The sequence below is a fragment of the Streptomyces sp. NPDC037288 genome, assembly GCF_055603265.1.
In genome coordinates this window covers 36051-58675 of the sequence record NZ_JBVJVY010000044.1, presented here as the reverse complement: position 1 = coordinate 58675, position 22625 = coordinate 36051, and the positions used below count along the sequence as shown (strand labels likewise).

The following is a 22625-nucleotide window of genomic DNA, read 5'->3' as shown; positions in this document are numbered from 1 at the left end:
CAACCTCACCAAGCGCATAACGGACGAGACGACACCAACCTGGCGAGGGACTTACTAGAACAGAAAGGGCAATTCGCCTAGATCAAATGCCCTCTTAGACCGCGGTCGCGCATATCCGCGCATTGACAGGAGCCTGCCGTTCGGCCGGGCCCGTCACGTCAGGAGGGCTCGAGCGTCTGCCGCGAGCCGATCACGATCGAGTGGTACCAGGAGTCGTCGTCGACTTCGGTCGTGCTGCCCGGCGGTCCGGTCCCGCGTGGGGGCGCATGCGCGCAGTATTGCCTTCGAAGTCAGTCACTGCAACGCTGCGTTGCATTCGAGTTCAGCGTCATTGCCTCGATTTCACCCCTGCCGACCTGGGGTAATGGCGTTTCGTCGGTTGACGGAGATTCTGAACGCAACGTAGCTTTCGGGTTGCATCAAACACGTAATATCGCGAGATGGGGAATGGTGATGAGTGAATCCGTCCACACCGTCACGGCGCTGCCGGCGGAGCGTCGGCCCGGCTGCCCCTTCGACCCCCCGGCCGAGCTGATCGACGCCCGTCGGCACGGCCCCATCAGCCGCTACACCCACCCCGAGGGAAAACCCGGGTGGCTGATCACCGGCTACGACCTGGTGAGGTCGGTCCTGGCCGACTCGCGGTTCAGCTCGCGCAAGGAACTGCTGAACGTGGGCGACTTCGAGGTCCCCCCGGCGCCGCCCGGCGAGTTCCTCCTCACCGACGAGCCACAGCACATGCGCTATCGGAAACCGCTGATGGGCAAGTTCACCGTACGGCGGATGCGACTGCTCACCGAGCGCGTCGAGCAGATCACCGCCGACTGCCTGGACGCCATGGAGAAGTCCGGGCCGCCGGCGGACCTGGTGACCGCGTTCGCCAAGCCCATCCCCACCATCATCATCTGCGAGCTGCTGGGGGTGCCCTATGCGGACCGGGGCTCCTTCCAGGAGCAGATCGACGCGTTCATGGGCGGGGAGACAAGCGAAGAGGAGCTGATAGCGGCCTACACCGCGACCCAGGAGTACCTCGCGGAGCTGGTGGCCGCCAAGCGCGCCAACCCCACCGACGACGTGCTCAGCGAACTCACCGACAGCGACCTGACCGATGAGGAGCTGAAGGGGATCAGTCTGATCCTGCTGGCGGCAGGGTTCGACACCACCGCGAACATGCTGTCCCTCGGTACCTTCGCACTGCTGCAGCACCCGGAGCAACTGGCCGCGCTGCGCGCCGGTCCCGTGCTCACCGACCGCGCGGTGGAGGAGCTGCTGCGGTATCTGAGCGTCGCCAAGCAGTTCTGGAGGACGGCGCTGGAGGACGTCGAACTGGGCGGCCAGACCATCAGGGCCGGTACGACGGTCGTCCTGTCGTACAACACCGCCAACCGCGACCCCGAGCGCTTCACCGACCCCCACGTGCTCGACCTCCGGAGGCAGGAGGGCGGGCACCTGGCCTTCGGCCACGGCATTCACCAGTGCCTGGGCCAGCAGCTGGCCCGCGTCGAGCTGCGGGTCGCGCTCCCCGCGCTGGTCAACCGCTTCCCCACGCTGCGCCTGGCCGTCCCGGCCGAGGAGGTCGGCCTGCGACCGGAGACCGCGGACATCTACGGGGTGAAGAGCCTCCCGGTAACCTGGGACGCCTGACCGTGCGCCGGTGACGGGTGCCGTCGCGTGCGGCCGCCCGCCACCGCACTGGTTGTTCGCCTGCCGCGTGCGGACGGGCAGGAGAAGGAGAACGGGGGGCGAGGGCATGAGCAGCGCCGGACGGGAGCCGGAAGACCCGGCGCTGCCGGTCGGCGACGAGGATCGCGACATGGCCGCGCAGCGCCTGCAGGAGGCGTTCGCCCAAGGGCGGATCTCGCTCGAGGAGATGGACGAACGCCTCCACCGAGTCCTCACCGCCACGACGCACCATGACCTCGTGCCGGCGACGGCCTCGCTCCCGGAAGAGCGTGCGGGTACCACGTCCACGATCGCCGCTGCCGGCGGACGGATCCGGCGGCACGGCGCATGGCGGGTGCCTCGGATTCTCAGAGTCGAGTCGGCATTTCGGCAGAGTGCACCCGGGCGGTTGGAGGTCCGCCACGCGCGCCGTCGAGGTCCCAGCTCAGAGGATGTCCTCCTCCTCCGGAACGACGACCTGGTCGATCAGCCGCTGGATGCGGTCGCTGGGCAGGGCGACCGCCATGGCCCAGTAATAGATGAGGAGACTGAACACGGCCACGACCCCGATGTCCCACCACAGCGGGAACCAGGGGTGCTTGAGCGGCCCGAAGTCGCTGAGGTACACGATGAGCCCCATGCCCACGAGGTAGACCGGCAGCCATTGCGCGGCTCGCAGGTCGAGCTGGGGAGTGATGGGGTTCATCTTGAACATCCGGTTGGCGACCAGGATCACGTAGCCGAGCAGGATGGCGACGCCGAGCTTCCAGTCGGTGGTCCAACCCGACCACAGGATCAGCAGGTTGGCGACGATGAAGGCGAGCGGCGACATCCAGCCGCCGCCGGGCAGCCGGTAGGGACGGTGGGCCTCGGGCAGCCGGTTCCGGAACACCCCGAAGGACAGCGGGGCGCCCGCGTACATCAGCACGCTGGCGCTGGTGATCAGACCGACCAGGGAACGCCAGCTGGGGAACGGCAGGAAGCAGATGCAGCCGATCACGAACGCGGTGATGAGACCGACCCAGGGAACACCGCGCCGGTTGGTGGCCTCGAAGACGGAGGGCACATAGCCGTTGCGGCTGAGGCCGTAGGAGACCCGCGAGGATCCGGTGATGTAGATCAGACCGGTCCCGGCGGGGGAGACCACGGCGTCGAGATAGAGGACCGTGGCCAGCCAGCCCAGACTGATCAGCGTGGCCACCTGGGCGAAGGGCCCGCTCAGCGCGGTGAAGGCGGAGTCGGCCCAGTGGCTGCCGATCTGCGAGGCGGGCAGCGCGGCGAGGAACGTGACCTGCAGCAGGATGTAGATCAGAATGCCCAGGATGATCGACCCGATCACCGCTCGCGGAATGTCCCGCTTGGGGTTGGCGCTCTCACCGGCCAGCTGGTCGGCCTGCTCGAAGCCCAGCAGCGCGAAGATGATGCCGCTGGTGGAGACGGCGGACAGGATGCCCTTGGCCCCGTACGGGCTGAAACCGTCGGCCGCGGTGAAGTTGGCGGTGTGGAACTGGGCGATGGCGAACACGAAGATCGTCAGCAGGGGCACACCGACCTTCCACCAGGTCGCGGCGCTGTTGGTACGGGCCAGCAGCCGGATGCTGAGGAAGTTGATGGCCGTGATGACCGCCATCAGACCGACCGCGACGGCGATGCCCGGCGGAGTCAGCACGTGCTCGCCGCCCTGGACCTTCTCCCAGCCGCTCGCCCAGGAGTAGTGCTGGGCGTACGTGATCATCGCCAGCACCTCGATGGGGGCCACGGTGGCCGCCTGCAGCCAGGAGAACCAGCCGAACGACGCGCCGGCCGCGCCGCCGAAGGCGTAGTGCGGGAAGCGGGCGGTGCCGCCCGACACGGGATACATACCGCCGAGTTCCGCGTGCACCAGCGCCAGGATCAGGATCGCCAGGCCGCCGATGGCCCACGAGATCATCGCCGCCGGACCGGCGGCCGCCAGCGCACCCTGGGCGCCGAAGAGCCACCCGGACCCGATGATCGAGCCCTCCGAGGCCCAGATGAGTCCGACGAAGCCGATCTCACGCCGCAGCCCGGGCTTCTGGGTTCTCGGACCGGGTGCGGCCTCTGACACGGCCATGGTCCACACCCCCTCGATAGGGTGATGGTCACCCCTATCGTGCCACGGTGACGTTGTCTTGGCAGTGGACGTGCGGGCACGACTTCCCGGACATGTTCCGGACACGACTTCCCGGACCTGTGCGGGGCGACTCACCCCAAGCGCAGGCACGACCTCCCCGGCGCGCGGGGTCGCCCTATGAGCCGGCGGTGAGGCGGGGGCCGGCCGGCGGGGCTCCGGTGACCGCCGCACCGTACAGGGCCTCGGTGGCGGTGCCGAAGTAGGCGCTGTAGGAGATCTGCGGGGTGTTGCCGCCGGTGTGATAGCCGCCGATCACACCGATGACCGCCCAGCCGCCGGGCCACGGTACGAGCATCGGACCGCCGCTGGTGCCGCCCACGAAGGCGTCGCAGGCGATGCGCGGGAACGTACCGGGATCGGCCGGGTCGTCGCTGTCCCACCTGGTGGTCCAGCTCCAGCACGCCAGCGGCTTCTCCGCCCCCGCCGGGTAGCCGATCATCCGTACCGGGGCGTGGTAGTAACCCGTCCCGGTGAGCAGCCGCACCCCGCCGACCGCGTCCTCGAGGCGTGTGCCGTCCTGGTCGGGCTCGGTGACCGCGAAGGCGAAGTCGTACTCGGCTCCCGCGTGTTCGCCCAGGTCGTAGTACTCCTGGGGGACGTAGACGCCGTTGGTGCGCACCGGGAAGATCCCGAAGGGTTTCCGGCCGTCGTGGTACTGCGGGACGAAGGCCAGGCGGCGCTCGGGCGAGGTGCCGGCATAGCCCTTCAGACAGTGCCCGGCGCTCAGTACCAGGTCGTGGCCGGGGCTGCGGACGACGGAGCCGCTGCAGGTGCGGCCGGTGCCGCCGGCGTCCGTCCAGAAGAAGGTGCCGGCCTCGGGGATGCCGTCGAAGCTCCGGCTCGGCGGGATGTACTCGCCCGGCCGGGGCCCGTCCACCGCGGGGGACGCTTCGGCGGCCGTCGCGCCGGGCTTGCTCCCCTTGACGGTGTCGGCCGGCAGCGCGGCCGCCATGCGGGCCGGGGTCCAGTAGGCGTCGAGCCGGTCGGCGAGCGGGTTCCGGCCGGCGGTGGCACCGTCGGCGGATGCCGTGGTGGTGAGGCCGGCACAGAGCAGCAGGACTGCCGCACAGACGGCGGCGTATCGCGCGATCCTGGTCCCGGGTCTCATCGGTTCCCCTCAGAGCGGACGCGAGTGACGGCCCACCATAAGCCCGCGGTAGTGGTCGGCACAGCGTCCGCTGCGGCCATTCGTGTACGGCGGCAGCCGGGAACTCCCGCAGCGTGCGTGCGGGCCGTGGGCCGCAGCGGGGGTACGGCCGGCACCTCGTCGGCGTTCGCGAGGTGCGCCGCGGTCAGCCGGAACCCCTCGGGACAGTCCTCGCGCCGGGCGGCCGGGCGGGTTCGCTGGTGCGCCACACGTGGCGACGTCGTCGACGATGTCGTCCACGGACCGCGGATGCTTGGAGAACGCCGGCAGCGGCGGCATCAACTGCACGCCCCCGCGGGAGAGACCAGGGCACGACGACCATGTCGTCCGTCCGGAACGAGCCCGACGACATGGCCGCCCCCGGCCCTCCGGCGCGTACGTGACCTCCGTCGGCGCTCCGAGCCCCAAGACCGCCGGCCCGGTCTCCGGCTCGATCGTGGTGCGCGCCCCGCGACCACGCGGCGCACCGGCGGGACCCCGGCCGTGTTCCGGGCTCGGGACCGGGATACGAGTGAGGCGCGAGCCACCGGGTAGACGCCCCTACCGGCCATGGGAGGCGGTTCCGTGGTCCGCCGCTACGGGCGGGACGGGACCGCCGGTCATGGACCGCACACGCACCGTCATGGGCCCCACCGGAAGGAGAAGGCCATGAAGAAGCTGATACGGGAAGCGGGTGCGGCCGGCGCCGTCACCACGGTGGTCGCAGCCGCTCTCCTCGTCACCGGCGGATCCGCCGCGGCGGCCACCCCGGGGACGGCCGGCCACGGCGCCGCCGCTACCGCGGCGGTGCACGCCGGCCATCGCACGCCCTGCCGCGGCGGCCCCGGCCAGCGGATCGATCCGTGGGTCGCCGGTCAGCTGGCGTGGTTCGTCCCCGGCGCCCGGCATCGCCTCGCAGCGTACGACCCGTGGGTCAAGGACCAGCTGACGCGCTTCGCATCCTCCTGTTAGCTCCCGTACCGCTCGCCCTCACCGGCAAGGCATCGCGATCACTTCACGAAGACCATCTCCGGGTACTTCGGCGACGGTCGCTCCAGCAGCCGTCCGCTGCGGCCGCGCAGCCAGTGGTCGAAGTAGGCGGAAACATAGGCCTCGTCGGTGCGTATCGCGATGGCCGGGTCGATGGTGCCGATGTCGTCGGTGCGCTCGCAGGGCGACAGATTCAGCTGTGGCACGAGCGCCTCCGCGTCGGTGAACGAGGCGTGCTCCGAGCCGAGCAGGGTCAGCTGACGGTTCCACCCCGGGGTGTGGGAGCGGAACGCCTGCCAGCCGGGTCCGGTGTCGGTGTCGCCGTCCTTGCCCATCAGCAGGAGGGGCCGGTCGAGGCCGTGCCGGGCGACCGGCATCAGTGAGCCGTCGTAGTCGGTCAGGTTGCCGTCCATGTCGATGCCCGCGGTGATCCGGTGGTCGGCGTCCATCGCCAGCGCGGCGGCCGTGCCGCCCATCGAATGTCCGAACATGCCGACCTCGGCCAGATCCAGCGCCCCGGCCAGGCCGTCCGGCAGCGGCTGCCCGTCCGCGTCGGGATTCCGTCCGTGGTCGAGCTCCTGGAGCTGGTCCAGGACGAAGCCGGTGTCGGCGACCCGGACGGCCAGCGCCTTGCGCAGGAAGGCGTCGACACCGTCCGAGGGCAGCGACAGGGTGGCCAGGGAGCCGTCCGGGAACTGGACCTCGGGCGACTCGTAGGTGTTGTCGATGGTGACGACCACATAGCCGCGGCTGGCCAGGTCGGCTGCCGACGTCGTACCCCAGGTGCGCGGTTCGCCCAGTCCCGGGGAGTAGAGCACCACCGGAAGCCGCCCATCGCGCGCCGAGGCCACGGGAGCGCTGCGGGTCACGTGGGTGACGGTGCGTGCCCAGTCAGCCCGGCCGGCCGGGACGTGCAACCGGAGGTAGCCGTTCGCCGTGACCTCGTCGAAGTGGGAGGCAGCCGCGGGCAGCATGTACGGGGCTGCCGGACGGCCTTCCGTGCGTGTAGCGGGGTAGTAGACGCTGACCATCAACTCGCGCCTGTGCCCGGACTGCCACGGGTCGGCCCGGGAGTGGTCCACCATGTGCAAGTCCACCTCCCCGACCCGGTACGGGCCGGTCGGGGCGGGGAGGGCGAGCGGACGGGAGGACGACGAGGTGGTCGGACCGGTGGGGGCGGCGCGGGTGGCCGCGGAGGCGGGGAGAGCGGCGGTCAGCGTGCACAGCGCGGCGACCGCGCAGGCGGCGAGCGCTCGTGCCCGCCGCCGGGTGCCCCCGGGACGATCGGGCGGGCGCGGAAGGGGATTCGTCATGGAGCAAGCCTGACGGCTCGTCGGCTCTCCCCACATCCGGGGAAGTCCCCGATCCTGTCCCTCGGGGTATCCGTAGGGGATCCCGCTCGCCCGTGCCAGGAACCGGTTGCCGCGCCGGGATTCGCTGCCCGTGCCAGGAGCCGATGCCTCCGTGCCGGCAGCCGGCCGCCTCTCACAGACCCGCGGGGCACAACCGGTGCTTCTCACCGCCCTTGAGCACCGCGTCGACGCACCCGGCGGGCAGCCCGGCACGGGACGTGGTGGAGAAGTTGGCCGTCACGGTCAGCACCCCCCTGCCGAACGTGGTGCGCTGTACGAGCCCGTCGTCCGTCAGCCGGCGGAAGTCGGTCATCGGCTGTGTGGCCGCCGCCTTGTGCAGGGGCTCGAAGTACCGTTGCACCCGGGCGATCCGCTCGCCGTGGCGGTCGAGTTCGGACTGGTCGAGGACCAGGTTGAGAGGCACGTTGTACAGCATCGCGAGAAGCGCGCGGGTGCGGCTCTGGTCCGGCAGTTTCGACCACGACAGCTCCCAGCGCTCGGTACTGATCACCGAGTCGTGCAGGACCGTCTGGTAGAGCGGCACCCGGTACCGGGGGTCGTACATCGCCTTGGCGACGTCGGCCGGCAGGCGGACGGGCTGGAAGAAGACCCCCGGCGCGTCGGCGGGGGCGTAACGGCCCCAGGTCGGGCGGTCCCGCTCCAGCTTCCACAGCCGGTCGTCGACCGGTGTGCCCGATCCATGGCTGAAGGACAGCACTCCGTTCGCCCAGGAGCCCGCACTCTCCGAACCGAGCACCAGGCGGCGGTCGCCGGACAGCCACGCCATGCGCGCGAGCCGGTTCCTGCGGTCCTCGGCCTTGGTCATCGGATGCGCCGGGGAGTGATCGGCGAACAGTTCACCCGCGGCGTCCACGTCCAGGAAGTAGCTGGTGGCGCCGCTCGCGGTCATCTTGGTGGTGCGGTCGGCCAGGTAGTGCCGGGTGGGCTCGGCGCGACGGAGCGCTTCGGAGCTCACATAGCAGCCGCGGTCGCCGAAGCCGGTGACGATCGTGCCGTCCGCCTGGCGCACACAGGCGGCCTGCCACACCGGGGCGGGCCAGTCGGACACGGAGGTGTCGGCCGACGCCGGGTCCTGCGCGTTGGCCCAGGAGTCGTAGGGCCCGACGAGATAACCGGCCTGCCGGGCAAGACGCGTGGCCTTCCGGTCCATGGGGGCGCCGTCGGCGTCGTACCCCAGCCACATCCGGTCGATCCCCAGCTCCCGCAGCCGGCGCACGCCCTCGGCGGTACGTGCCTGACCCCACGCGTAGGCGTGGAACGCGCCCACCAGCTTGGCGACTTCGGGATTGCGCGCGATCTTCTGTCGGAGCGTCGTGATGCCACCGTGGCCCTGGAGCCAGGCGCGGTAGTCGCGCGCCGCCGCCACCGGCGACCCGTCGGTGAGCGCGAACGTCACCGTGTACGTCCCCGTGGCCTGTGGCGCCGAGAACGAGTGCTCGGCCTCGGTGTGCAGCCGGCCGCCGGCGGACACGAACCTGAGCGTCGTGCCGATGTCGGACTGGACGATGTAGCTCGCGCCGTGCCGTCCGGACTGACTGGTGCCCCAGAACGGCATGGTCAGGCCGCCGGCCATGTCGGCCTCGGTGCCCGCCAGGCCCGCTGAGGGGGAGTTCCACCACCGGTCGGCGACCGGGACGGACAAGCCCTCACCGCGCGGGAACTGCAACTCCTCTGTGGTTCGGTCCGTGCCGGAGACCGGCCAGGTCAGGCTGGACCGCCGGGCCGCGTGCACGGTGACGGCCAGGCGCCCGTCCCGCGCGGACGCGGTGACGGTCATCCCCCTCGTGCCGTATCGCCAACTGGCCTGCCCGTCGCGGACGGTGACCTTGCCGGGCGCACCCAGATCACCGGAGGCCGGTGCGGAGAGCTGCCAGGTGCGGCCGTCGTCCGCTCGGGCCCGCACCGCCAGGGACCTGATGTCCACCGTGGCCTGGCCACCGTCGACCGGTACGGAGAGCTGGTTGCCGTGCGCTTCGATGCGCCGGGCCTCCTGCGTGGCGGTGCCGAACGCGGCGGCCGTACCGATCACACCGACCATCAGGAGCGCACCGCTCACCGCGATGATCTTCGTCTGTGTCTTCGTCTTCTTGAGCTTCCTCGCCTTCACGGCCGTGGACTCTGGCGACCGGACATAAGAGAGATATGAGAGAGCGGTCCCGTCACGGGCCGGCGCCGCCCGGCGGATGGAACTCGCCGAGGCGACCACCGCCGCCGCGGACGCGCACGCGCAGCAGGGCCGGCAGGTGTGAGCATCACCACGACGAAGGTCCGCCGATGGCACAGCTCGCATTGGACGTATCGACGCTGGTCGCCTAGCTTTCCGGGCATGACAGAGCGACGTGCGGTCCTCAGCGGCTCGACCTTCGAGGAGCAGATCGGCTACGCCCGTGCCGTGGTCGACGGCGACTGGGTGCATGTGTCCGGGACCACCGGGTTCGACTACACCACCATGACGATCTCGGACGACGTCGTGGAACAGGCCGAGCAGTGCCTGCGCAACATCGAGGCCGCGCTCACGGAGGCCAAGTGCGGCTTCGCCGACGTGGTGCGGGTGCGCTACCTGCTCCCGGACCGCACGGACTTCGAGCCCTGCTGGCCGGTGCTGCGCCGGTGCTTCGGCGACGTCCGGCCGGCCGCCACCATGATGGTGTGCGGCCTCGCCGACCCTCGCATGAAGATCGAGATCGAGGTGTACGCCCGCCGCAGCGCGAGCTGACCCGGGCGATCCCGGCGCGGCGCGGCCGGGATCACGGTGCCAGGCCCGCCGCCCGGCCCCGCCGCTCCACCGGTTCGCCGCGGCGCAGGATCCGTGCCTCGCGGGGCAGCAGCCGCGGGCCTGCCACGACCAGGACCTCGCACTCGGCCCGGGCCGGGACGTGCCGGTGGACGGGCCTGCGGTGCAGCAGGGCCAGCGGACCCCGAGGCCGTGCCTTCCCGATGACCAGCAGGTCGTCCGGGCACGACGCGATCGAGCACAGCACCCGCCCTGCTGGGCCCCTGACCACGCGCCGTACGATCCGCAGGTCGCCCGGCGGCCCGCCGGCCGCCAGCTCGAAGGCCCGGTCCAGCAGCTGTCGCGCGTTGCCGGCCCACAGCCGCGCCCACGACGGCTCGGGCCAGCGCCGGTAGAGGGCATCGCCCTCCGGTGGCTCCCAGGCCCGGACGGCCACCAGCGTGCGGCCGGTTCTGCGGGCCTCCAGAATGCCGCGGCGCAACGCGGCCAGGCCGGCGAGCGAGTCGCTCACCCCGACGACGACATCCCCGGCCCGTCCGCCCCCTGTCGTTCCCTGTGGTGCCATGACCCCACGCTAGGAAGGCCAATTCCGCCACGCAAAGTCCAATCGACGGAAACTGGCCTTCCTTTCGGGGCCGGTCAGGTCTCGGGGCGCAGGAAGGCGGTCCAGCCGCCGTGCGGTTTCTCGCCGACCTCGAGGGTGCGCAGTTTCGCGAGGATCTTGGGGTCCTGGGCGTCGAGCCAGTCGACGAACTGCCGGAAGGAGACCAGGCGTACGTCGCTCCAGCCGGCGATCTGCCTGAGCGCCTCCTCGGCCGCGTCCATGTAGATGCCGCCGTTCCACTGCTCGAAGTGGTTGCCGATGAACAGCGGCGCCCGGTTCGTCTCGTACGCCCGCTGGAACCCGGCCACGTACGCCTGTGCCGCTTGCGCGCGCCAGTAGGGGTAGTTGTAGGAGGGCGCCCGCGTCGAGTTCTTGGACTGGTTCGCCATCATGTTGTAGTCCATGGACAGCACCTCGAACCTGTGCCCGGGAAACGGGATGCTCTGCAGTGGCAGGTCCCACACGCCGCCCCGCTTCCTCGGCCAGCACTGCAGGCCGCCGGGTGAGGAGGCGTCGTAGCGCCAGCCCAGTTCCCGCGCGACCGGCAGCAGGTTCGTCTGGCCGAGCAGGCACGGGGTGCGGCCCCCGACGAGTTCCTTGTCGTAGTCGAAGGGCAGCGGCGGCTCGTCGTGCCAACCGGTGTGCGACCGCCAGCACTTGACGAAGGTCCGAGCCTGCTCGACCTCCGAACGCCACTGCTCCGCAGTCCAGTTGGCCACCGACCCGGGGCCGACGCAGAAGTGCCCGTTGAAGTGTGTACCGATCTCGTGGCCGTCGAGCCAGGCCTGACGGACGTACTTCAGCGTCGCCTTGAGGTGTTCGTCGGTGAGGTAGCCGATGTCGGAGGCGCCGAGCGGGTTGTTCGGCGGGTCGTAGTGCCGTTTCTTCTCCTCCGGCAGGAGATAGAGGCCGGAGAGGAAGAACGTCATGTGCGCGCCGTGGGTGCGGGCGAGCTCCAGGAAGCGCGGGAACAGTCCGGTGCCCAGCTCGCCGGCGCCGTCCCAGGAGAACACCACGAACTGCGGCGGGGTCTGGCCCGGTTCGAGGGGCTCGGGCGGCTCCGGCTGGTGGGGCTGCCGTCCGGTGTACGCCGTGGAGCCGTCCCCGATCAGCCGGGGCGGCCCCTGCAGAGGCGCCGTACCGTCCTCGCCCGAGCGGCCCGCGCATCTGGCCAACGAGGCGGCGGCCACGCCGATGCCGGCGCCGAGACCGAGGCGAGCCACGCTCCGGCGGCTGATTCCACTCATCGTCATCCCAACCCGCGCCCAGGCGCGACGCCTTGCGCGCCACCTCGGCCGACGCTCCCGACAGCTCGCACCATAGAGCCGATAAGTGTATAAAACGGCTAATTGCGTGCGGTGTGGCGCACAAAGGGCCGGCCCGGTACCGCTCTCGTCACCCGGCCGGCCCACCCGCTGCGGATCAGCGGAACGCCGCCACATTGCGTGCCGCCCACGCGGAGAAGGGTGCCGCGGGCCGGCCGAGCAGGCGCTCCACCGTGCCGTCGACCGCCTGTTCCTGCGGGGTCGGTGCGCCGAGGACGGCGAGTGTGCCCTCGGCGACGGCGGGCGGCATGAACCGGATCATCTGCGCGAGGGCCTCCTCGCGGCTCTGCTCCATGAACGTCACCGGCTCGCCGAGCGCGGCGGCGATGGCCGCCGCCCGCTGCCGCGGGGTGGTGGGCTCGGGGCCGGTCAGCGTGTAGGTGGCACCGTCGTGCCCGTCCCCGCGCAGCACGGCCGCTGCCGCCGCGGCGACGTCGTCCGGGTCGACGAACGGCAGCGCCACCTCGGCGAAGGGGGCGGCCGCGGTACGAGACCGGCGCACCGGCTCCGCCCAGGCCAGCGCGTTCGAGGCCAGCCCGCCCGAGCGCAGCACGGTGGACGGCAGCCCCGAATCGGCCACGGCCGCCTCGAAGCGCGCCGCGTGCGTGTACGTCCCGGGCCGGGTGCCCACGCCTTGCGAGGACAGCAGCACCACCTTCGCCGCCCCGGCCGCGGCGGCCCGGCGCAGGATGCCGGCCGGATCCTCGCCGGCCACCAGCAGGAACAGTGCCTCGGCGTTCCGCAGTGCGGGAGTGAGGCTGTGCGGATCGCCGAGGTCGGCCGCGACGGCCCGGACGCCCGGCGGCACGTCGTCCGCCCTGATGTGCCGGGCGACGGCCGTCACCGTCTCTCCGGCCGCGGCCAGAGCGGCGACCAGGGCCCGCCCCACGTTTCCTGTGGCACCCGTGACAACGATCATGAAGATTCCCTCTCAACCGAGTGAGTTAGTTGACTGACTAAGTCGAGACCGTAGTGCGTGCGGACGCCCGTTGTCTATCCTTAGTCAGGTGACTGACTCAGAATCCGCCGCCATGGCCCAGCCCGCGCGGTCGAACCGTTCCGGCCGTGGTGGCAAGCGTGCGCGCCTGGTGGACGCGGCCGTCCAGGTCTTCCATGAACAGGGCGTGGAGAAGACCACCCTCGGTGACATCGCCCGTACGGCCGAGGTGCCGCTCGGCAACGTCTACTACTACTTCAAGACCAAGGACCAGCTGGTCGAAGCCGCGGTCGACGCCCACTGCGCGCAACTCGACGCCCTCACCGCCCGCCTGGACGCCCTGCCGGACCCGGCCGCCCGGCTGAAGGCGCTCGTCGCCGGCTGGGTCGATCAGCGCGACACGGCGGCCCGCTTCGGCTGCCCGTTCGGCACCCTCGCCACCGAGCTCGACAAGCGCGACGACGGCCTGGACAGGGCCGCCGCGAAGGTCATGCGGGCCCTGCTCGACTGGGTGGAGTCCCAGTTCGCCCAGCTCGGCCGCGCCGACGCCGACGCCCTCGCCGTCGAACTGGTCGCCGCCTACCAGGGCATGTCCGTCCTCACCAACACCTTGCGCGACCCCGGTCTGATGGCCGCCCAGGGGGAACGGCTCCAGGCCCGGATCGACGGGATCGCGGGGCGGTAGGACAGCGCAGCCGCGGGGCAGGGCGTCCGCCGGACGGGAGCGTGGAGGTGCCGCCCGCGGTGACCGAGGACGGGCTGAGGGAGGCGGTCGTCCCGCTCGGGGCGCCGCTCACCGTCAGACCCACCGTCTGGGCGCTGCCGGAGGTCACCGACGTCTGCACCGTCGCCGTCGCGGTTCCGCCCGGGTCGACCGAGGCGGTGGCGGGGGAGAGGGCGACGGAGAAGTCGTTCGCCGGCGGGGTCGTCGTACCGCCCGTGAAGGGCGCGAAGGTGTGGGTGAAGTACCAGGTGTCCTGGGAGATGCCGGAGCAGGTGTCGGAGGCGCCGGAGCCGGGGCAGCCGCCGTTGTCGCGCTGCAGGGCCCAGAAGGAGAGGGTGTTGAGGCCCTTGGCGACCGCCCAGTCGTACAGCGTGGGGGCGTCGGCGGTGGTGAAGGTCTCCGCCGGGCCGTAGTCGTCCACGCCCGGCATCTCGGTGACGCCGACCATGTTCCACAGCCGGGTGTCCGACAGGTTCGGGTACAGCTCGGCCAGCTGGTCGTGCAGTCCGCTCGCGGCCGTCTCGGTGTCGGTGGCCATGTGGTGCGTGGCGCCGTCGTAGTAGTCGAACGTCATGAGGTTGACCACGTCGATCCTGGCCCCCGCGTTCTTCGCGCTGCGCAGCACGGCGAGGCCGCTGTCGGCGAGTCCCGTCGTCGTGGTCGGCAGTGTGTAGGAGAACTGCACCGGGCGGCCGTTCGCGGCGGCCCAGTCCTGGACCTTCTTGACGGCCAGGTTGCGGCGGTCGATCCCGGCGGTGTTCGTGAGGGAGTTGTCCTCGACGTCCAGGTCGAGCCGGGAGACGTCGTAGGTGGTGATGATCTTCTCGTAGGCGGCGGCGATGGAGTCGGTGTCCGTGCAGCTGTCGGCGATCTCGGTACCGCCGTTGTCGGCCGCGTAGCCGCCGAGGGAGGGGATCACGTCGCCGCCGCGCGAGCGGATGGTGGTGAAGTCGGCACCGAAGGCGGAGGAGCTGACCGGGGTGGAGGTGTCGCCGTTCCAGTACGGGGTGCAGGAGCCCCTCTTGTCGGTCTGCAGGAAGGCCATGGTCAGGTACTTGGCACCGGAGGCCTGGGCGAGCGCGGCGGGGCTGTCGCCGTTGTAGGCCTCGAAGTAGGGCGCGAAGACATGTGTGGGCAGCGGGGTCGCCGCGTGCGCGGTGCCCTGCGCTCCCAGGGTGAGCCCCGCGGAGGCGGCCAGGGTGGCCAGGCCCGCGAGCAGGGCGCGTACGGGTCTCGGACGTGTCATCGGGTACTCCCGGGTAGCGAACGGCGCTGTGCGGCCCGGCCGGGGCTACGCCATGATTGGTCTGGACCAGACGTCGGTCAAGGTGCGGGACCGGCCTTTTGCATGTTCATGACTCAATCAACGGGCCTGTTTTCGCGGGGTGTTGGCCGCTCAGGTGGCGCGCGTGCCGCCCCCGCGGCGGATGCGGCCCAGCAGATCCCGGTGGTACGCCGCGAGTTGCCCGGCGGGCACCGGGGCCGGGCTGCCGGCCAGGGTGTACCAGGTGTCGCTGCCGGAGTGCTGGATGGCGACGCGCACGCTGCGGCCGTCGGACAGCAGGATGGTCGCGACGGTCAGGTCGCCGGTGATCACGCCGACCTCGTCGGTCATCGCTCCGCCGGGGCCGGCGGTGACCCGGTCGACGTACCGGTCGATGCTGGGCGGGTTGTTCATGGGGCGCAGGCTTCCATCAACCCGGTCGGCGAGCCCCGCGCCGCGCAGGTGACGTCGTGTGCGTCCCCGTGTTGGGTGTGTGGCGGGGGCGCCGGCCGGTCTCGGCCGAACCGCGGGACCGGCGGTCTCAGCCGAACAGGGGGAAGCGGTCCGCCACCGCGCCCAGGGCGGCCCGTTCGCCCTCGGTGAGCGCGGCGCGCCCGGTGCCCACACGCGCGTAGTGCTCGTCGGTCCAGTCCGGCAGGCCCGGGCGCCCGAGCAGGCCGTCCAGGGTGGCGCGCACCGCGGCCAGGCCCTCCGGGGCCGGGCCCGGCGCGTGCGGGAGACGGACGGTCAGGTCCAGGTGGTGGACGGCCGCCTCCACCGCGAGGGTGGTCAGCAGGTCCCCGGCCGTCAGCACATGCCCCTGTGTGCCGACACGCTGCGCGGGGTCGGCCGCCTCCGCCGCCTGTACGACCGCCGCCAGAGTCTCCAGATACAGGCCCTGGAGCTGACGGAAGTCGAGGAACATGCTGGCGTTCACCCGCACCCAGCGCCGGCCGTTCGCCGCTCCGACGGTGTCCGGCCGCCAGTCCTGCCAGTAGGTCACCGCGTCCCGGTCCACCGGCTCGCGCGCCGGTGTGTGCAGGGCCACGAGTGCGCGCTGCGCGTCCGTCAGGCAGTGGAAGACGAGGTCACGGACCGCCCAGCCGGTACAGCCGGTCGGCAGCCACGACTCCTCGTCACCCAGGCCCGCGACGACCGCCGACGCGGCCTCGTACGCCGCGCGCACCGCCCGCGCCGGGTCTGTGGCGTTCCCCGTCCTCATGCGACCCCCTGCTCGTCCGCCGTACAGGCTCTCACACCCGGCTCGACGTCGCCGTGTCCGCGGACAGCCGCTGGGCGACGTAGATCGGGATCACCGACAGCAGCACGAGTACGGCGGCCACGACGTTCACCACCGGCGCCTGCTGCGGCCGCGTCATGTTGTCGAAGATCCAGATCGGGAGGGTCTCGATGCCGGGGCCCGCGGTGAACGTGGTGACCACGATCTCGTCGAAGGAGAGGGCGAAGGCGAGCAGTGCGCCCGCCAGCAGCGCGGAGCGGACGAGCGGGAAGGTGACGTCGGTGAAGGCGCGGAAGGTCGTCGCGCCGAGGTCCATGGCCGCCTCCTCGTACGAGACGGCCGTACGGCGCAGCCGCGCGACCACGTTGTTGAAGACCACCACGATGCAGAACGTGGCGTGGCCGACGATCACGGTGAACAGCCCGAGACCCACGCCGAGCGGCTCCAGCACCGTGCTGAAGGCCGAGTTGAGAGCGATACCGGTGACGATGCCGGGCAGCGCGATCGGCAGGACCACGATGAACGACACGGTGTCGCGGCCGAAGAAGCGGTGCCGGGCCACGGCGAACGCGATGAGCGTACCGAGGACCAGCGCGATCGCGGTGGCCCCGAGCCCCGCCTTCACCGAGACCCACAGCGCCTGCCGGGCGCCGGAGTTGTGCACGGCCACCGACCACCAGTGCCAGGTCAGCCCCGGCGGCGGCCAGCCGGCGCTGCGGTCGGGGTTGAGGGAGTTGACGAGGACGAGCAGCAGCGGGACGTAGATCACCGCGAAACCGAGCCCGGCGCCGGCGCGCAGGGCGATGCGCGCGGTGCGGCTGAGATGCATGACGCTCTTCTCCTGAGGGTCCTACAGGCCGTTGAGGGCGCCCGTGCGGCGGATCGCCAGCAGGTACAGGACGATCACGACGACGGGAACGGTGCCGAGCGCGGCGGCCATGGGCAGGTTGAGCTCGATGTTGGAGTACACGAGGTTGCCGATGAGCTGGGTCTTGCCGCCGACGATCTGCACGGTGATGTAGTCGCCGAGGCTGAGCGAGAAGGTGAACACCGAGCCGGCCGCGACCGACGGCAGCACCATCGGCAGCACCACCGAGCGGAAGGTCCGTCCCGCCCTCGCCCCGAGGTCGGCCGAGGCGTCGAGCAGGTTGGCCGGGAGGTGTTCGAGGGCCGTGTGGATCGGCAGGATCATGTACGGCAGCCACAGGTAGGTCAGGGTGAGGACGGTGGCCGGCAGGCCGAAGCCGGGGCCGCTCACCCCGAACGGCGCGAGCATCCAGTCGGCGAGGCCGCCCTGGGACAGGATGAGCCGCCAGGCGTACACCTTGACCAGGTAACTCGCCCACAGCGGGGTGAGGATGGCCACCACGAGCAGCGGGCGCCGGCTGGGCCGGGCCACGCGCGCGGTGTAGAAGGCGACCGGGAAGGCGATCAGCGCGCACAGTACGGTCACCGCCAGCGCCACCCCGACACTGCGCAGGACGACCTGACGGAAGACGGGTGTGGTGAACAGGTCGTGGAAGTTGTCCGTCGACCAGACCTTCACCACCTGGGAGGTGAAGGAGTTCGTCGTCCAGAACGCGGAGACGAACAGCACCGCCAGCGAGCCGAGATAGAGGACGGCGAGCCACAGCAGCGGGGCGGTGAGCAGCAAGGCAAGCCGCAGCCGTGGTCTGCGGTGCAGCGACCCCGCGGTCCGGGTCAGCAGGGTCATGCCTCAGCCCTTGATCTCGGTCCAGGCCTGTACCCACTTCGCGTACGGCACGCAACGGACGTCCTTGCGGCCGTCGAGGCACTGCTCGATGGGCGTGTTCCAGAACGCGATCCTCTTCCAGTAGCGTTCGTCGGCCGCGTGGTAGACCGTGCAGAAGTTCTTGTCACTGGTCTCGGCGCAGGCCTTGGAGTTGGCCGGGGCCTCGCCGAAGTACTCGGCGACCTGGGCGTTGACCTTGGGGGAGACGATCCAGTTCAGCCACTTGTAGGCGCAGTTGGGGTGCTTGGCCTTGCTGTACACCATCCAGGTGTCGGACCAGCCGGTCGAACCCTCCTTCGGCACCAGGGCCTTGACCTTCGCGCCCTCGGAGGAGGCGAGGTTGGCGATGACCTGCCAGGTGGTGCCGACCACCGAGTCGCCGCTCTTGAACGCGGAGACCTCCTTGAGGTAGTCGCTCCAGTACTCCCCGACGTTCTCGTTCTGCTGCCTGAGCAGGGCCACGGCCGCGTCGAACTGCTTCTGGTCCAGCGCGTAGGGGTCCTTGATCTTCAACTCCGGCCTGGTGGCCTTGAGATAGAGGGCCGCGTCGGCGATGTAGATCGGCGAGTCGTACGCGGTGACGTGTCCCTTGTGCTGTGCGGCGTCGCCGAAGACGGCCGACCAGGAGGTGGGCGCGGGCCTGACCTTCTGTGTGTTGTACATCAGCAGGTTGGCGCCCCGGCCGTGCGGGATGCCGTACATCCGGCCCCTGACCGAGTTCCAGGCGCCGTTCTTCAACCCGGCGAAGACGTCCTTGTAGTTGGGGACCAGGTTGGTGTTGACGGGAGCGGCGTCGCCGGCGGCGATCAGGCGCAGGGAGGCGTCGCCGGAGGCGGAGACGGCGTCGTACTCGCCGGTCTTCATCAGCTTGACCATCTCGTCGGAGCTGGCGGCGACCTTGGAGTGCACCTGGCAGCCGGTCTGCCTCTCGAAGTCGCCGACCCAGTTCGCCTTCGGGTCGTTGGAGCCGTCCTCGACATAGCCGGCCCAGGCGACCAGATTCACCTGGCCCTCCGTCTTGCCGAGCTTCGTCGGCGCCTTGAGGTCGGGCGGGTTGAGCCCGGTGGCGGCGGAGCCGCCCGAGCTGGAGGAGTCACAGGCGGCGGCGAGCAGCAGCGCGGCGGCGCAGGCCGCGGTGCGCAGGGTACGGGTGGGGCGCACGGCGTTCTCCATGGGGACGTAGAGGCGGGGCAGAGGTCAGGAGGGCAGCCGGACGGCGTGCCGGCGGTGCCAGGCCAGCCGGACCCGGGTGCCGCGGTAGCCGGCGACGTCCTCGGAGGACGTCTCCAGGTTCTGCTGGAGCGCGGTGAGCCGGCCGCCGCCGTCGAGGTCGACCAGGAAGCGGGTGGCTTCGCCGAGGTAGACGACCTCGGCGACGGTTCCGGCCGCGGTGGCGTGCTCCGGCTCGTCGGCCTCGGCGGACTCCGTCAGGACGCGGATCTTCTCCGGCCGGATGTTGTACGTGCCCGGGGTGCCGACGATCCGGTGGGCCGTCTCCCCGTCGAGGAGGTTCGAGGTGCCGACGAAGGAGGCGACGAAGGGGGTCGCCGGGCGCTCGTATATCTCCGCGGGCGTGCCGACCTGGGCGATACGGCCCTGGTCGAAGACGGCGATGCGGTCGCTCATCGTCAGGGCCTCCTCCTGGTCGTGGGTGACGAAGACGAAGGTGATGCCGACCTCCCGCTGGATCGCCTTCAGTTCGACCTGCATCTGCTCGCGCAGCTTCAGGTCGAGGGCGCCGAGGGGCTCGTCCAGGAGCAGCACCCGAGGCCGGCCGACGAGGGCGCGGGCGAGGGCGACGCGCTGGCGCTGCCCGCCGGAGAGCTGGGCCGGGCGCCGCTGGCCGTAGCCCTCGAGGCGGACCCCGGCGAGGGCCTTGCGGGCGCGGACGAGCCGTTCGGCCTTCGGTACCCTGCGGACCTTCAGTCCGTAGGCGACGTTCTGCTCGACCGTCATGTGCGGGAAGAGGGCGTAGTCCTGGAAGACCGTGTGCACGTCCCGCTCGAACGGGGCGAGGCCGGTGACCTCCTGGCCGGCGAGTTCGATCCGGCCCCGGTCCGGTGTCTCGAACCCGGCGACGAGCCGCAGGACCGTGGTCTTCCCGGAGCCGGAGGGGCCCAGCATCGAGAAGAACTCCCCGTCCCGGATCTCCAGGTCGACCCCGGCCACGGCGGTCGTCTCGCCGAACGACTTCCGCAGGTCCTGCAGCCGGATCGCAATTCCCTGCATACGGGAACCTTTCTGGCGCGCTGTACGTTGAACCGCTTGACCGCAAACATATGAAGTCATAGTTCTAAGCTCAAGGTCCCCTTAAGGTAAAGCTTGAGTCAATGCACGAGGTGGTGACCGTGAGGCATCAGGAGAGGGACGGCCGGGCGCGCAGAGCCGTCTTCAGCCCGGTGGACAGCCGGGCCCGCGTGGACGCGGTCGTCCGCCGCCTAGGCGACGCCATCGAACTGGGCCTCCTCGCCGACGGCGAGCAGCTCCCCGGCGAGAGCGAGCTCGCCGGACGGCTCGGTGTCTCCACGGTCACGCTGCGCGAGGCACTCATGGCCCTGCGCCAACAGGGCCTGGTCACCACCCGCCGGGGCCGCGGCGGCGGCAGCTTCGTCTCCCTCCCCGAAGTCCCCGCCGCCGACCGGCTGAGGGCCCGGCTGCGCGGCTGGAGCACCGAGGAACTGCGCGACCTGGGCGACCACTGGGCCGCCCTGTCCGGTGCCGCTGCCCGCCTCGCCGCGCAGCGCACCGAACCCGAGGACCTGCGCCAACTGCGCCGGACAGCCGAGGAGTTGACGCGAGCCGAGGACGCGGCGGCACGCAGCCGGCTGTACGGCCGCTTCCACGTCGAACTCGCGGCAGCCGCCCAGTCCGCCCGGCTCACCCGCGAACAGGTCGCCCTGCAGAGCGAGATCGGCGCACTGCTGTGCCTCGTCCTCGCCGACGACGCATGTCGTGAAGAAGTTGCGGACCGTCACCGCTCCGTCATCTCCGCCGTGCAAGATGGGGCCCACGAAACGGCCGGCACGCTGGCCGAGCGGTGCGTCAGGGAGTCGACGGCGCGGCTCGTCGCCGTACGCCTCACCCTCTGACCGCACCGCGTCCGGTTCCCGGCCGCTGGAGGACACCATGGGCGTCAGGCCCGGGCTCGCCACCTTCGACACCGAGACGGAGACCTGGGTGGCCGCGCAGGTCGGTGGTGCGCTGGAGGCCGTCTTCGAGACGGTCGCCGCCATCCGCGCCGACACCGAGGCCCTGCTGCGCCGGGTGGCCGCGCAGGACCGGCGGCCCACCAGCGCCGACCTCGCCGCCCTCCGCCCCGGACTGCACCCGCATCTGACCCGCGGGGAACTGGTCTCCGGAGTCGGTTTCGTCGCGGCACCCGGCCTGCTGTCCGACGTGCCCGCCTGGCTGGAGTGGTGGCAGTCGGGCGCCGACGGTGGCGTCCGACCGCTCCTCCTCGACCTCGATCCCGGTCAGTCGGCGTACTCCGACTACACGCACTGGGACTGGTTCGCGCTGCCCCGCGACACCGGACGCCGGGCGGTGGCCGGACCGTACGTCGACTATCTCTGCTCCGACGAGTACAGCCTCACCCTGTCCGAACCGGTGCTGAGGGAGGGTCGGTTCGCCGGGGTGGCCGCCGCCGACGTGTACCTGCGGCACTTCGAGGCGGCCGTCCTGCCGCTGCTGCGGCGCCTGGCCCGCCCCGCCCATCTGGTCAACGCCCGGGGCCGGGTCGCCGCCTCCGCCGACCCCGCCCATCTGGCCGGCTCCCTCACCAAGGGCCCCGACTTCGGCGGACTGGTCAGCGCGGCGCGGCCCGGCGCGTACGACGGCCTGCGCCTGGTGCCGTGCCGGGGCGTGCCCCTCGTGCTGGTGCTCGCCTGAGGAGCGGGGCGGCTCGGTCGCGTGCGCGCGGTCCCGGTACGGCACACGGACCAGCTCGCGGACCTGACGAGGAGCCGGGGGGCAGCCGCGCCCGGGTCCCGGTACGGCACGCAGGCCGGCTCACGGACTCGCCGGCCGTGCCCTGGTGCCGGTGCTCGCCGAGGAACCGCGGGGCTCGGCCGCGCTTCCGGTCCCGGTACGGCAGGCGAGCCAGCTCGTGGATCTCGCCCACCGTGCCCACTCGTTCCCGCCCAGCCGGGACACCGGCCGCAGCAGGTCGATGTCGGGCTGCCCGTCCACCAGCACGTCCTCGCGGACGGCGGCATCAACAGGCGGGCACCCGCCTCCTGGACCCGGGCACCCTCGCCGTGGCCGCGGCGGTCGCCGCAGGCCGCTCGGCGGGCGCTCGGCGCGGTGCTGGTCGATCGCGTGGACCACGAGTCCGCCGAGCGGGCTGAAGTACATCTCGTCGGTGTCCCACGCGCCGCCCGCATGCCCGGTGGGCTCATAGCGATGCGGGTCTACGCGCTCGAAGTAGCTGGCTCGCGACGGGTGCCTCTCCTCAAGACGTCCGTGCGCGCGGCACGTTGAGCGGGTCGTTGCAGAGTACGTCCGTGACCGGACGAAGTGGTGGCGGCGGGGGAGCCGGCCCGCTCCTGGCCCGGACGCCGCATCCTGTGGCTGCAGCTCTTCGTGCACCGCGGTCGGCCCGGTGCGTGCGAGCCGGACCGTGCGGTACCTCCAGCCCCGGACGCCCGCCGCGATCATGGTGATCCTCGTCGTCCACCGCCTGCGCGACCTGCCGCTCTGAGCGTCGTGGCCGGCACCGGCACGCACGTCGCGCCGGCCAGTA

At 71.4% G+C, this 22625-nt stretch carries 20 protein-coding genes and 3 pseudogenes; 7 read left to right on the top strand and 16 right to left on the bottom strand.

The window, feature by feature from the left end; all coding sequences use genetic code 11:
* Nucleotides 1-453 precede the first annotated feature (453 nt).
* On the top strand, nucleotides 454-1644 hold the full coding sequence (locus ACZ7GZ_RS34640; RefSeq protein ID WP_471030407.1) for a cytochrome P450: 1191 nt from the start codon (nucleotides 454-456) through the stop codon (nucleotides 1642-1644).
* A gap of 106 nt (nucleotides 1645-1750) precedes the next feature.
* Nucleotides 1751-1933 (top strand): annotated as a pseudogene (locus ACZ7GZ_RS34635) (DUF1707 SHOCT-like domain-containing protein); the annotation flags it as partial.
* 174 nt (nucleotides 1934-2107) lie between these two features.
* Here ACZ7GZ_RS34635 and ACZ7GZ_RS34630 read toward each other — a convergent pair.
* Together ACZ7GZ_RS34630 and ACZ7GZ_RS34625 are read right to left on the bottom strand one after the other, a co-directional pair.
* Nucleotides 2108-3754 (bottom strand): APC family permease, encoded by a 1647-nt coding sequence (locus tag ACZ7GZ_RS34630; RefSeq protein WP_471030405.1) that lies wholly within the window; start codon nucleotides 3752-3754, stop codon nucleotides 2108-2110.
* Nucleotides 3755-3929: 175 nt separating this feature from the next.
* Complete coding sequence (locus ACZ7GZ_RS34625) at nucleotides 3930-4922, bottom strand: trypsin-like serine peptidase (RefSeq protein ID WP_471030404.1); 993 nt, start codon at nucleotides 4920-4922, stop codon at nucleotides 3930-3932.
* Between the two features lie 687 nt (nucleotides 4923-5609).
* Here ACZ7GZ_RS34625 and ACZ7GZ_RS34620 point away from each other — a divergent pair.
* Nucleotides 5610-5912, top strand: a complete 303-nt coding sequence (locus ACZ7GZ_RS34620; RefSeq protein ID WP_471030402.1) for a hypothetical protein — start codon at nucleotides 5610-5612, stop codon at nucleotides 5910-5912.
* Nucleotides 5913-5950: 38 nt separating this feature from the next.
* Here ACZ7GZ_RS34620 and ACZ7GZ_RS34615 read toward each other — a convergent pair whose 3' ends face one another.
* Complete coding sequence (locus ACZ7GZ_RS34615; RefSeq protein WP_471030401.1) at nucleotides 5951-7243, bottom strand: alpha/beta hydrolase family protein; 1293 nt, start codon at nucleotides 7241-7243, stop codon at nucleotides 5951-5953.
* Between the two features lie 172 nt (nucleotides 7244-7415).
* Nucleotides 7416-9410, bottom strand: coding sequence for a glycoside hydrolase (locus tag ACZ7GZ_RS34610; protein ID WP_471030400.1), 1995 nt, complete (start codon nucleotides 9408-9410; stop codon nucleotides 7416-7418).
* Nucleotides 9411-9629: 219 nt separating this feature from the next.
* On the opposite strand from ACZ7GZ_RS34610, the gene ACZ7GZ_RS34605 reads away from it, so the two are divergent.
* Nucleotides 9630-10019: a RidA family protein gene (locus tag ACZ7GZ_RS34605; RefSeq protein ID WP_471030398.1), complete on the top strand. Its 390-nt coding sequence runs from the start codon at nucleotides 9630-9632 to the stop codon at nucleotides 10017-10019.
* A gap of 31 nt (nucleotides 10020-10050) precedes the next feature.
* On the opposite strand, the gene ACZ7GZ_RS34600 is transcribed toward ACZ7GZ_RS34605, so the two are convergent.
* The 3 genes from ACZ7GZ_RS34600 to ACZ7GZ_RS34590 all read right to left on the bottom strand — a co-directional run bounded on the left by ACZ7GZ_RS34600 (nucleotide 10051) and on the right by ACZ7GZ_RS34590 (nucleotide 12885).
* The gene (locus tag ACZ7GZ_RS34600; RefSeq protein WP_471030395.1) at nucleotides 10051-10602 is read right to left on the bottom strand and encodes a universal stress protein; all 552 of its coding nucleotides are present in this window, start codon (nucleotides 10600-10602) and stop codon (nucleotides 10051-10053) included.
* Nucleotides 10603-10676: 74 nt separating this feature from the next.
* The gene (locus ACZ7GZ_RS34595; RefSeq protein ID WP_471030394.1) at nucleotides 10677-11888 is read right to left on the bottom strand and encodes a polysaccharide deacetylase family protein; all 1212 of its coding nucleotides are present in this window, start codon (nucleotides 11886-11888) and stop codon (nucleotides 10677-10679) included.
* 175 nt (nucleotides 11889-12063) lie between these two features.
* Nucleotides 12064-12885: an SDR family oxidoreductase gene (locus ACZ7GZ_RS34590; protein WP_471030393.1), complete on the bottom strand. Its 822-nt coding sequence runs from the start codon at nucleotides 12883-12885 to the stop codon at nucleotides 12064-12066.
* Nucleotides 12886-12973: 88 nt separating this feature from the next.
* On the opposite strand from ACZ7GZ_RS34590, the gene ACZ7GZ_RS34585 reads away from it, so the two are divergent.
* On the top strand, nucleotides 12974-13588 hold the full coding sequence (locus tag ACZ7GZ_RS34585; protein ID WP_471030391.1) for a TetR/AcrR family transcriptional regulator: 615 nt from the start codon (nucleotides 12974-12976) through the stop codon (nucleotides 13586-13588).
* 37 nt (nucleotides 13589-13625) lie between these two features.
* Here ACZ7GZ_RS34585 and ACZ7GZ_RS34580 read toward each other — a convergent pair.
* The 7 genes and pseudogenes from ACZ7GZ_RS34580 to ACZ7GZ_RS34550 form a co-directional block, all read right to left on the bottom strand.
* A pseudogene (locus ACZ7GZ_RS34580) lies at nucleotides 13626-14873 on the bottom strand (chitinase); the annotation flags it as partial.
* A gap of 150 nt (nucleotides 14874-15023) precedes the next feature.
* Nucleotides 15024-15305 (bottom strand): hypothetical protein, encoded by a 282-nt coding sequence (locus tag ACZ7GZ_RS34575; protein ID WP_471030389.1) that lies wholly within the window; start codon nucleotides 15303-15305, stop codon nucleotides 15024-15026.
* Nucleotides 15306-15432: 127 nt separating this feature from the next.
* Nucleotides 15433-16077 (bottom strand): maleylpyruvate isomerase N-terminal domain-containing protein, encoded by a 645-nt coding sequence (locus ACZ7GZ_RS34570; RefSeq protein WP_471030414.1) that lies wholly within the window; start codon nucleotides 16075-16077, stop codon nucleotides 15433-15435.
* A gap of 67 nt (nucleotides 16078-16144) precedes the next feature.
* Nucleotides 16145-16960: an ABC transporter permease gene (locus tag ACZ7GZ_RS34565; RefSeq protein ID WP_471030386.1), complete on the bottom strand. Its 816-nt coding sequence runs from the start codon at nucleotides 16958-16960 to the stop codon at nucleotides 16145-16147.
* A gap of 21 nt (nucleotides 16961-16981) precedes the next feature.
* Entirely contained in the window at nucleotides 16982-17845 is an 864-nt protein-coding gene (locus ACZ7GZ_RS34560; RefSeq protein ID WP_471030384.1) for an ABC transporter permease, read from the bottom strand.
* A gap of 3 nt (nucleotides 17846-17848) precedes the next feature.
* Nucleotides 17849-19045 carry an ABC transporter substrate-binding protein gene (locus tag ACZ7GZ_RS34555; RefSeq protein WP_471030382.1) on the bottom strand — a complete coding sequence of 399 codons (1197 nt, stop codon included), beginning with the start codon at nucleotides 19043-19045 and terminating at the stop codon, nucleotides 17849-17851.
* Between the two features lie 36 nt (nucleotides 19046-19081).
* On the bottom strand, nucleotides 19082-20113 hold the full coding sequence (locus ACZ7GZ_RS34550) for an ABC transporter ATP-binding protein (protein ID WP_471030379.1): 1032 nt from the start codon (nucleotides 20111-20113) through the stop codon (nucleotides 19082-19084).
* 119 nt (nucleotides 20114-20232) lie between these two features.
* Between ACZ7GZ_RS34550 and ACZ7GZ_RS34545 the strand changes: the two genes are divergently transcribed.
* The gene (locus ACZ7GZ_RS34545; RefSeq protein ID WP_471030377.1) at nucleotides 20233-20973 is read left to right on the top strand and encodes a FadR/GntR family transcriptional regulator; all 741 of its coding nucleotides are present in this window, start codon (nucleotides 20233-20235) and stop codon (nucleotides 20971-20973) included.
* A 37-nt stretch (nucleotides 20974-21010) separates the two neighbouring features.
* Complete coding sequence (locus ACZ7GZ_RS34540) at nucleotides 21011-21772, top strand: cache domain-containing protein (protein ID WP_471030375.1); 762 nt, start codon at nucleotides 21011-21013, stop codon at nucleotides 21770-21772.
* A gap of 120 nt (nucleotides 21773-21892) precedes the next feature.
* On the opposite strand, the gene ACZ7GZ_RS34535 is transcribed toward ACZ7GZ_RS34540, so the two are convergent.
* Together ACZ7GZ_RS34535 and ACZ7GZ_RS34530 are read right to left on the bottom strand one after the other, a co-directional pair.
* Nucleotides 21893-22072 (bottom strand): hypothetical protein, encoded by a 180-nt coding sequence (locus ACZ7GZ_RS34535; RefSeq protein ID WP_471030416.1) that lies wholly within the window; start codon nucleotides 22070-22072, stop codon nucleotides 21893-21895.
* A gap of 87 nt (nucleotides 22073-22159) precedes the next feature.
* Nucleotides 22160-22321 (bottom strand): annotated as a pseudogene (locus ACZ7GZ_RS34530) (thioesterase family protein); the annotation flags it as partial.
* Between the last annotated feature and the right edge of the window lie 304 nt (nucleotides 22322-22625).

Coding starts and splice junctions, on each gene's coding strand:
- ACZ7GZ_RS34640 (WP_471030407.1), top strand. CDS start 454: ATGAGTGAATCCGTCCACACCGTCACGGCGCTGCCGGCGGAGCGTCGG.
- ACZ7GZ_RS34630 (WP_471030405.1), bottom strand. CDS start 3,754: ATGGCCGTGTCAGAGGCCGCACCCGGTCCGAGAACCCAGAAGCCCGGG.
- ACZ7GZ_RS34625 (WP_471030404.1), bottom strand. CDS start 4,922: ATGAGACCCGGGACCAGGATCGCGCGATACGCCGCCGTCTGTGCGGCA.
- ACZ7GZ_RS34620 (WP_471030402.1), top strand. CDS start 5,610: ATGAAGAAGCTGATACGGGAAGCGGGTGCGGCCGGCGCCGTCACCACG.
- ACZ7GZ_RS34615 (WP_471030401.1), bottom strand. CDS start 7,243: ATGACGAATCCCCTTCCGCGCCCGCCCGATCGTCCCGGGGGCACCCGG.
- ACZ7GZ_RS34605 (WP_471030398.1), top strand. CDS start 9,630: ATGACAGAGCGACGTGCGGTCCTCAGCGGCTCGACCTTCGAGGAGCAG.
- ACZ7GZ_RS34600 (WP_471030395.1), bottom strand. CDS start 10,602: ATGGCACCACAGGGAACGACAGGGGGCGGACGGGCCGGGGATGTCGTC.
- ACZ7GZ_RS34595 (WP_471030394.1), bottom strand. CDS start 11,888: ATGAGTGGAATCAGCCGCCGGAGCGTGGCTCGCCTCGGTCTCGGCGCC.
- ACZ7GZ_RS34590 (WP_471030393.1), bottom strand. CDS start 12,885: ATGATCGTTGTCACGGGTGCCACAGGAAACGTGGGGCGGGCCCTGGTC.
- ACZ7GZ_RS34575 (WP_471030389.1), bottom strand. CDS start 15,305: ATGAACAACCCGCCCAGCATCGACCGGTACGTCGACCGGGTCACCGCC.
- ACZ7GZ_RS34565 (WP_471030386.1), bottom strand. CDS start 16,960: ATGCATCTCAGCCGCACCGCGCGCATCGCCCTGCGCGCCGGCGCCGGG.
- ACZ7GZ_RS34560 (WP_471030384.1), bottom strand. CDS start 17,845: ATGACCCTGCTGACCCGGACCGCGGGGTCGCTGCACCGCAGACCACGG.
- ACZ7GZ_RS34550 (WP_471030379.1), bottom strand. CDS start 20,113: ATGCAGGGAATTGCGATCCGGCTGCAGGACCTGCGGAAGTCGTTCGGC.
- ACZ7GZ_RS34540 (WP_471030375.1), top strand. CDS start 21,011: ATGGGCGTCAGGCCCGGGCTCGCCACCTTCGACACCGAGACGGAGACC.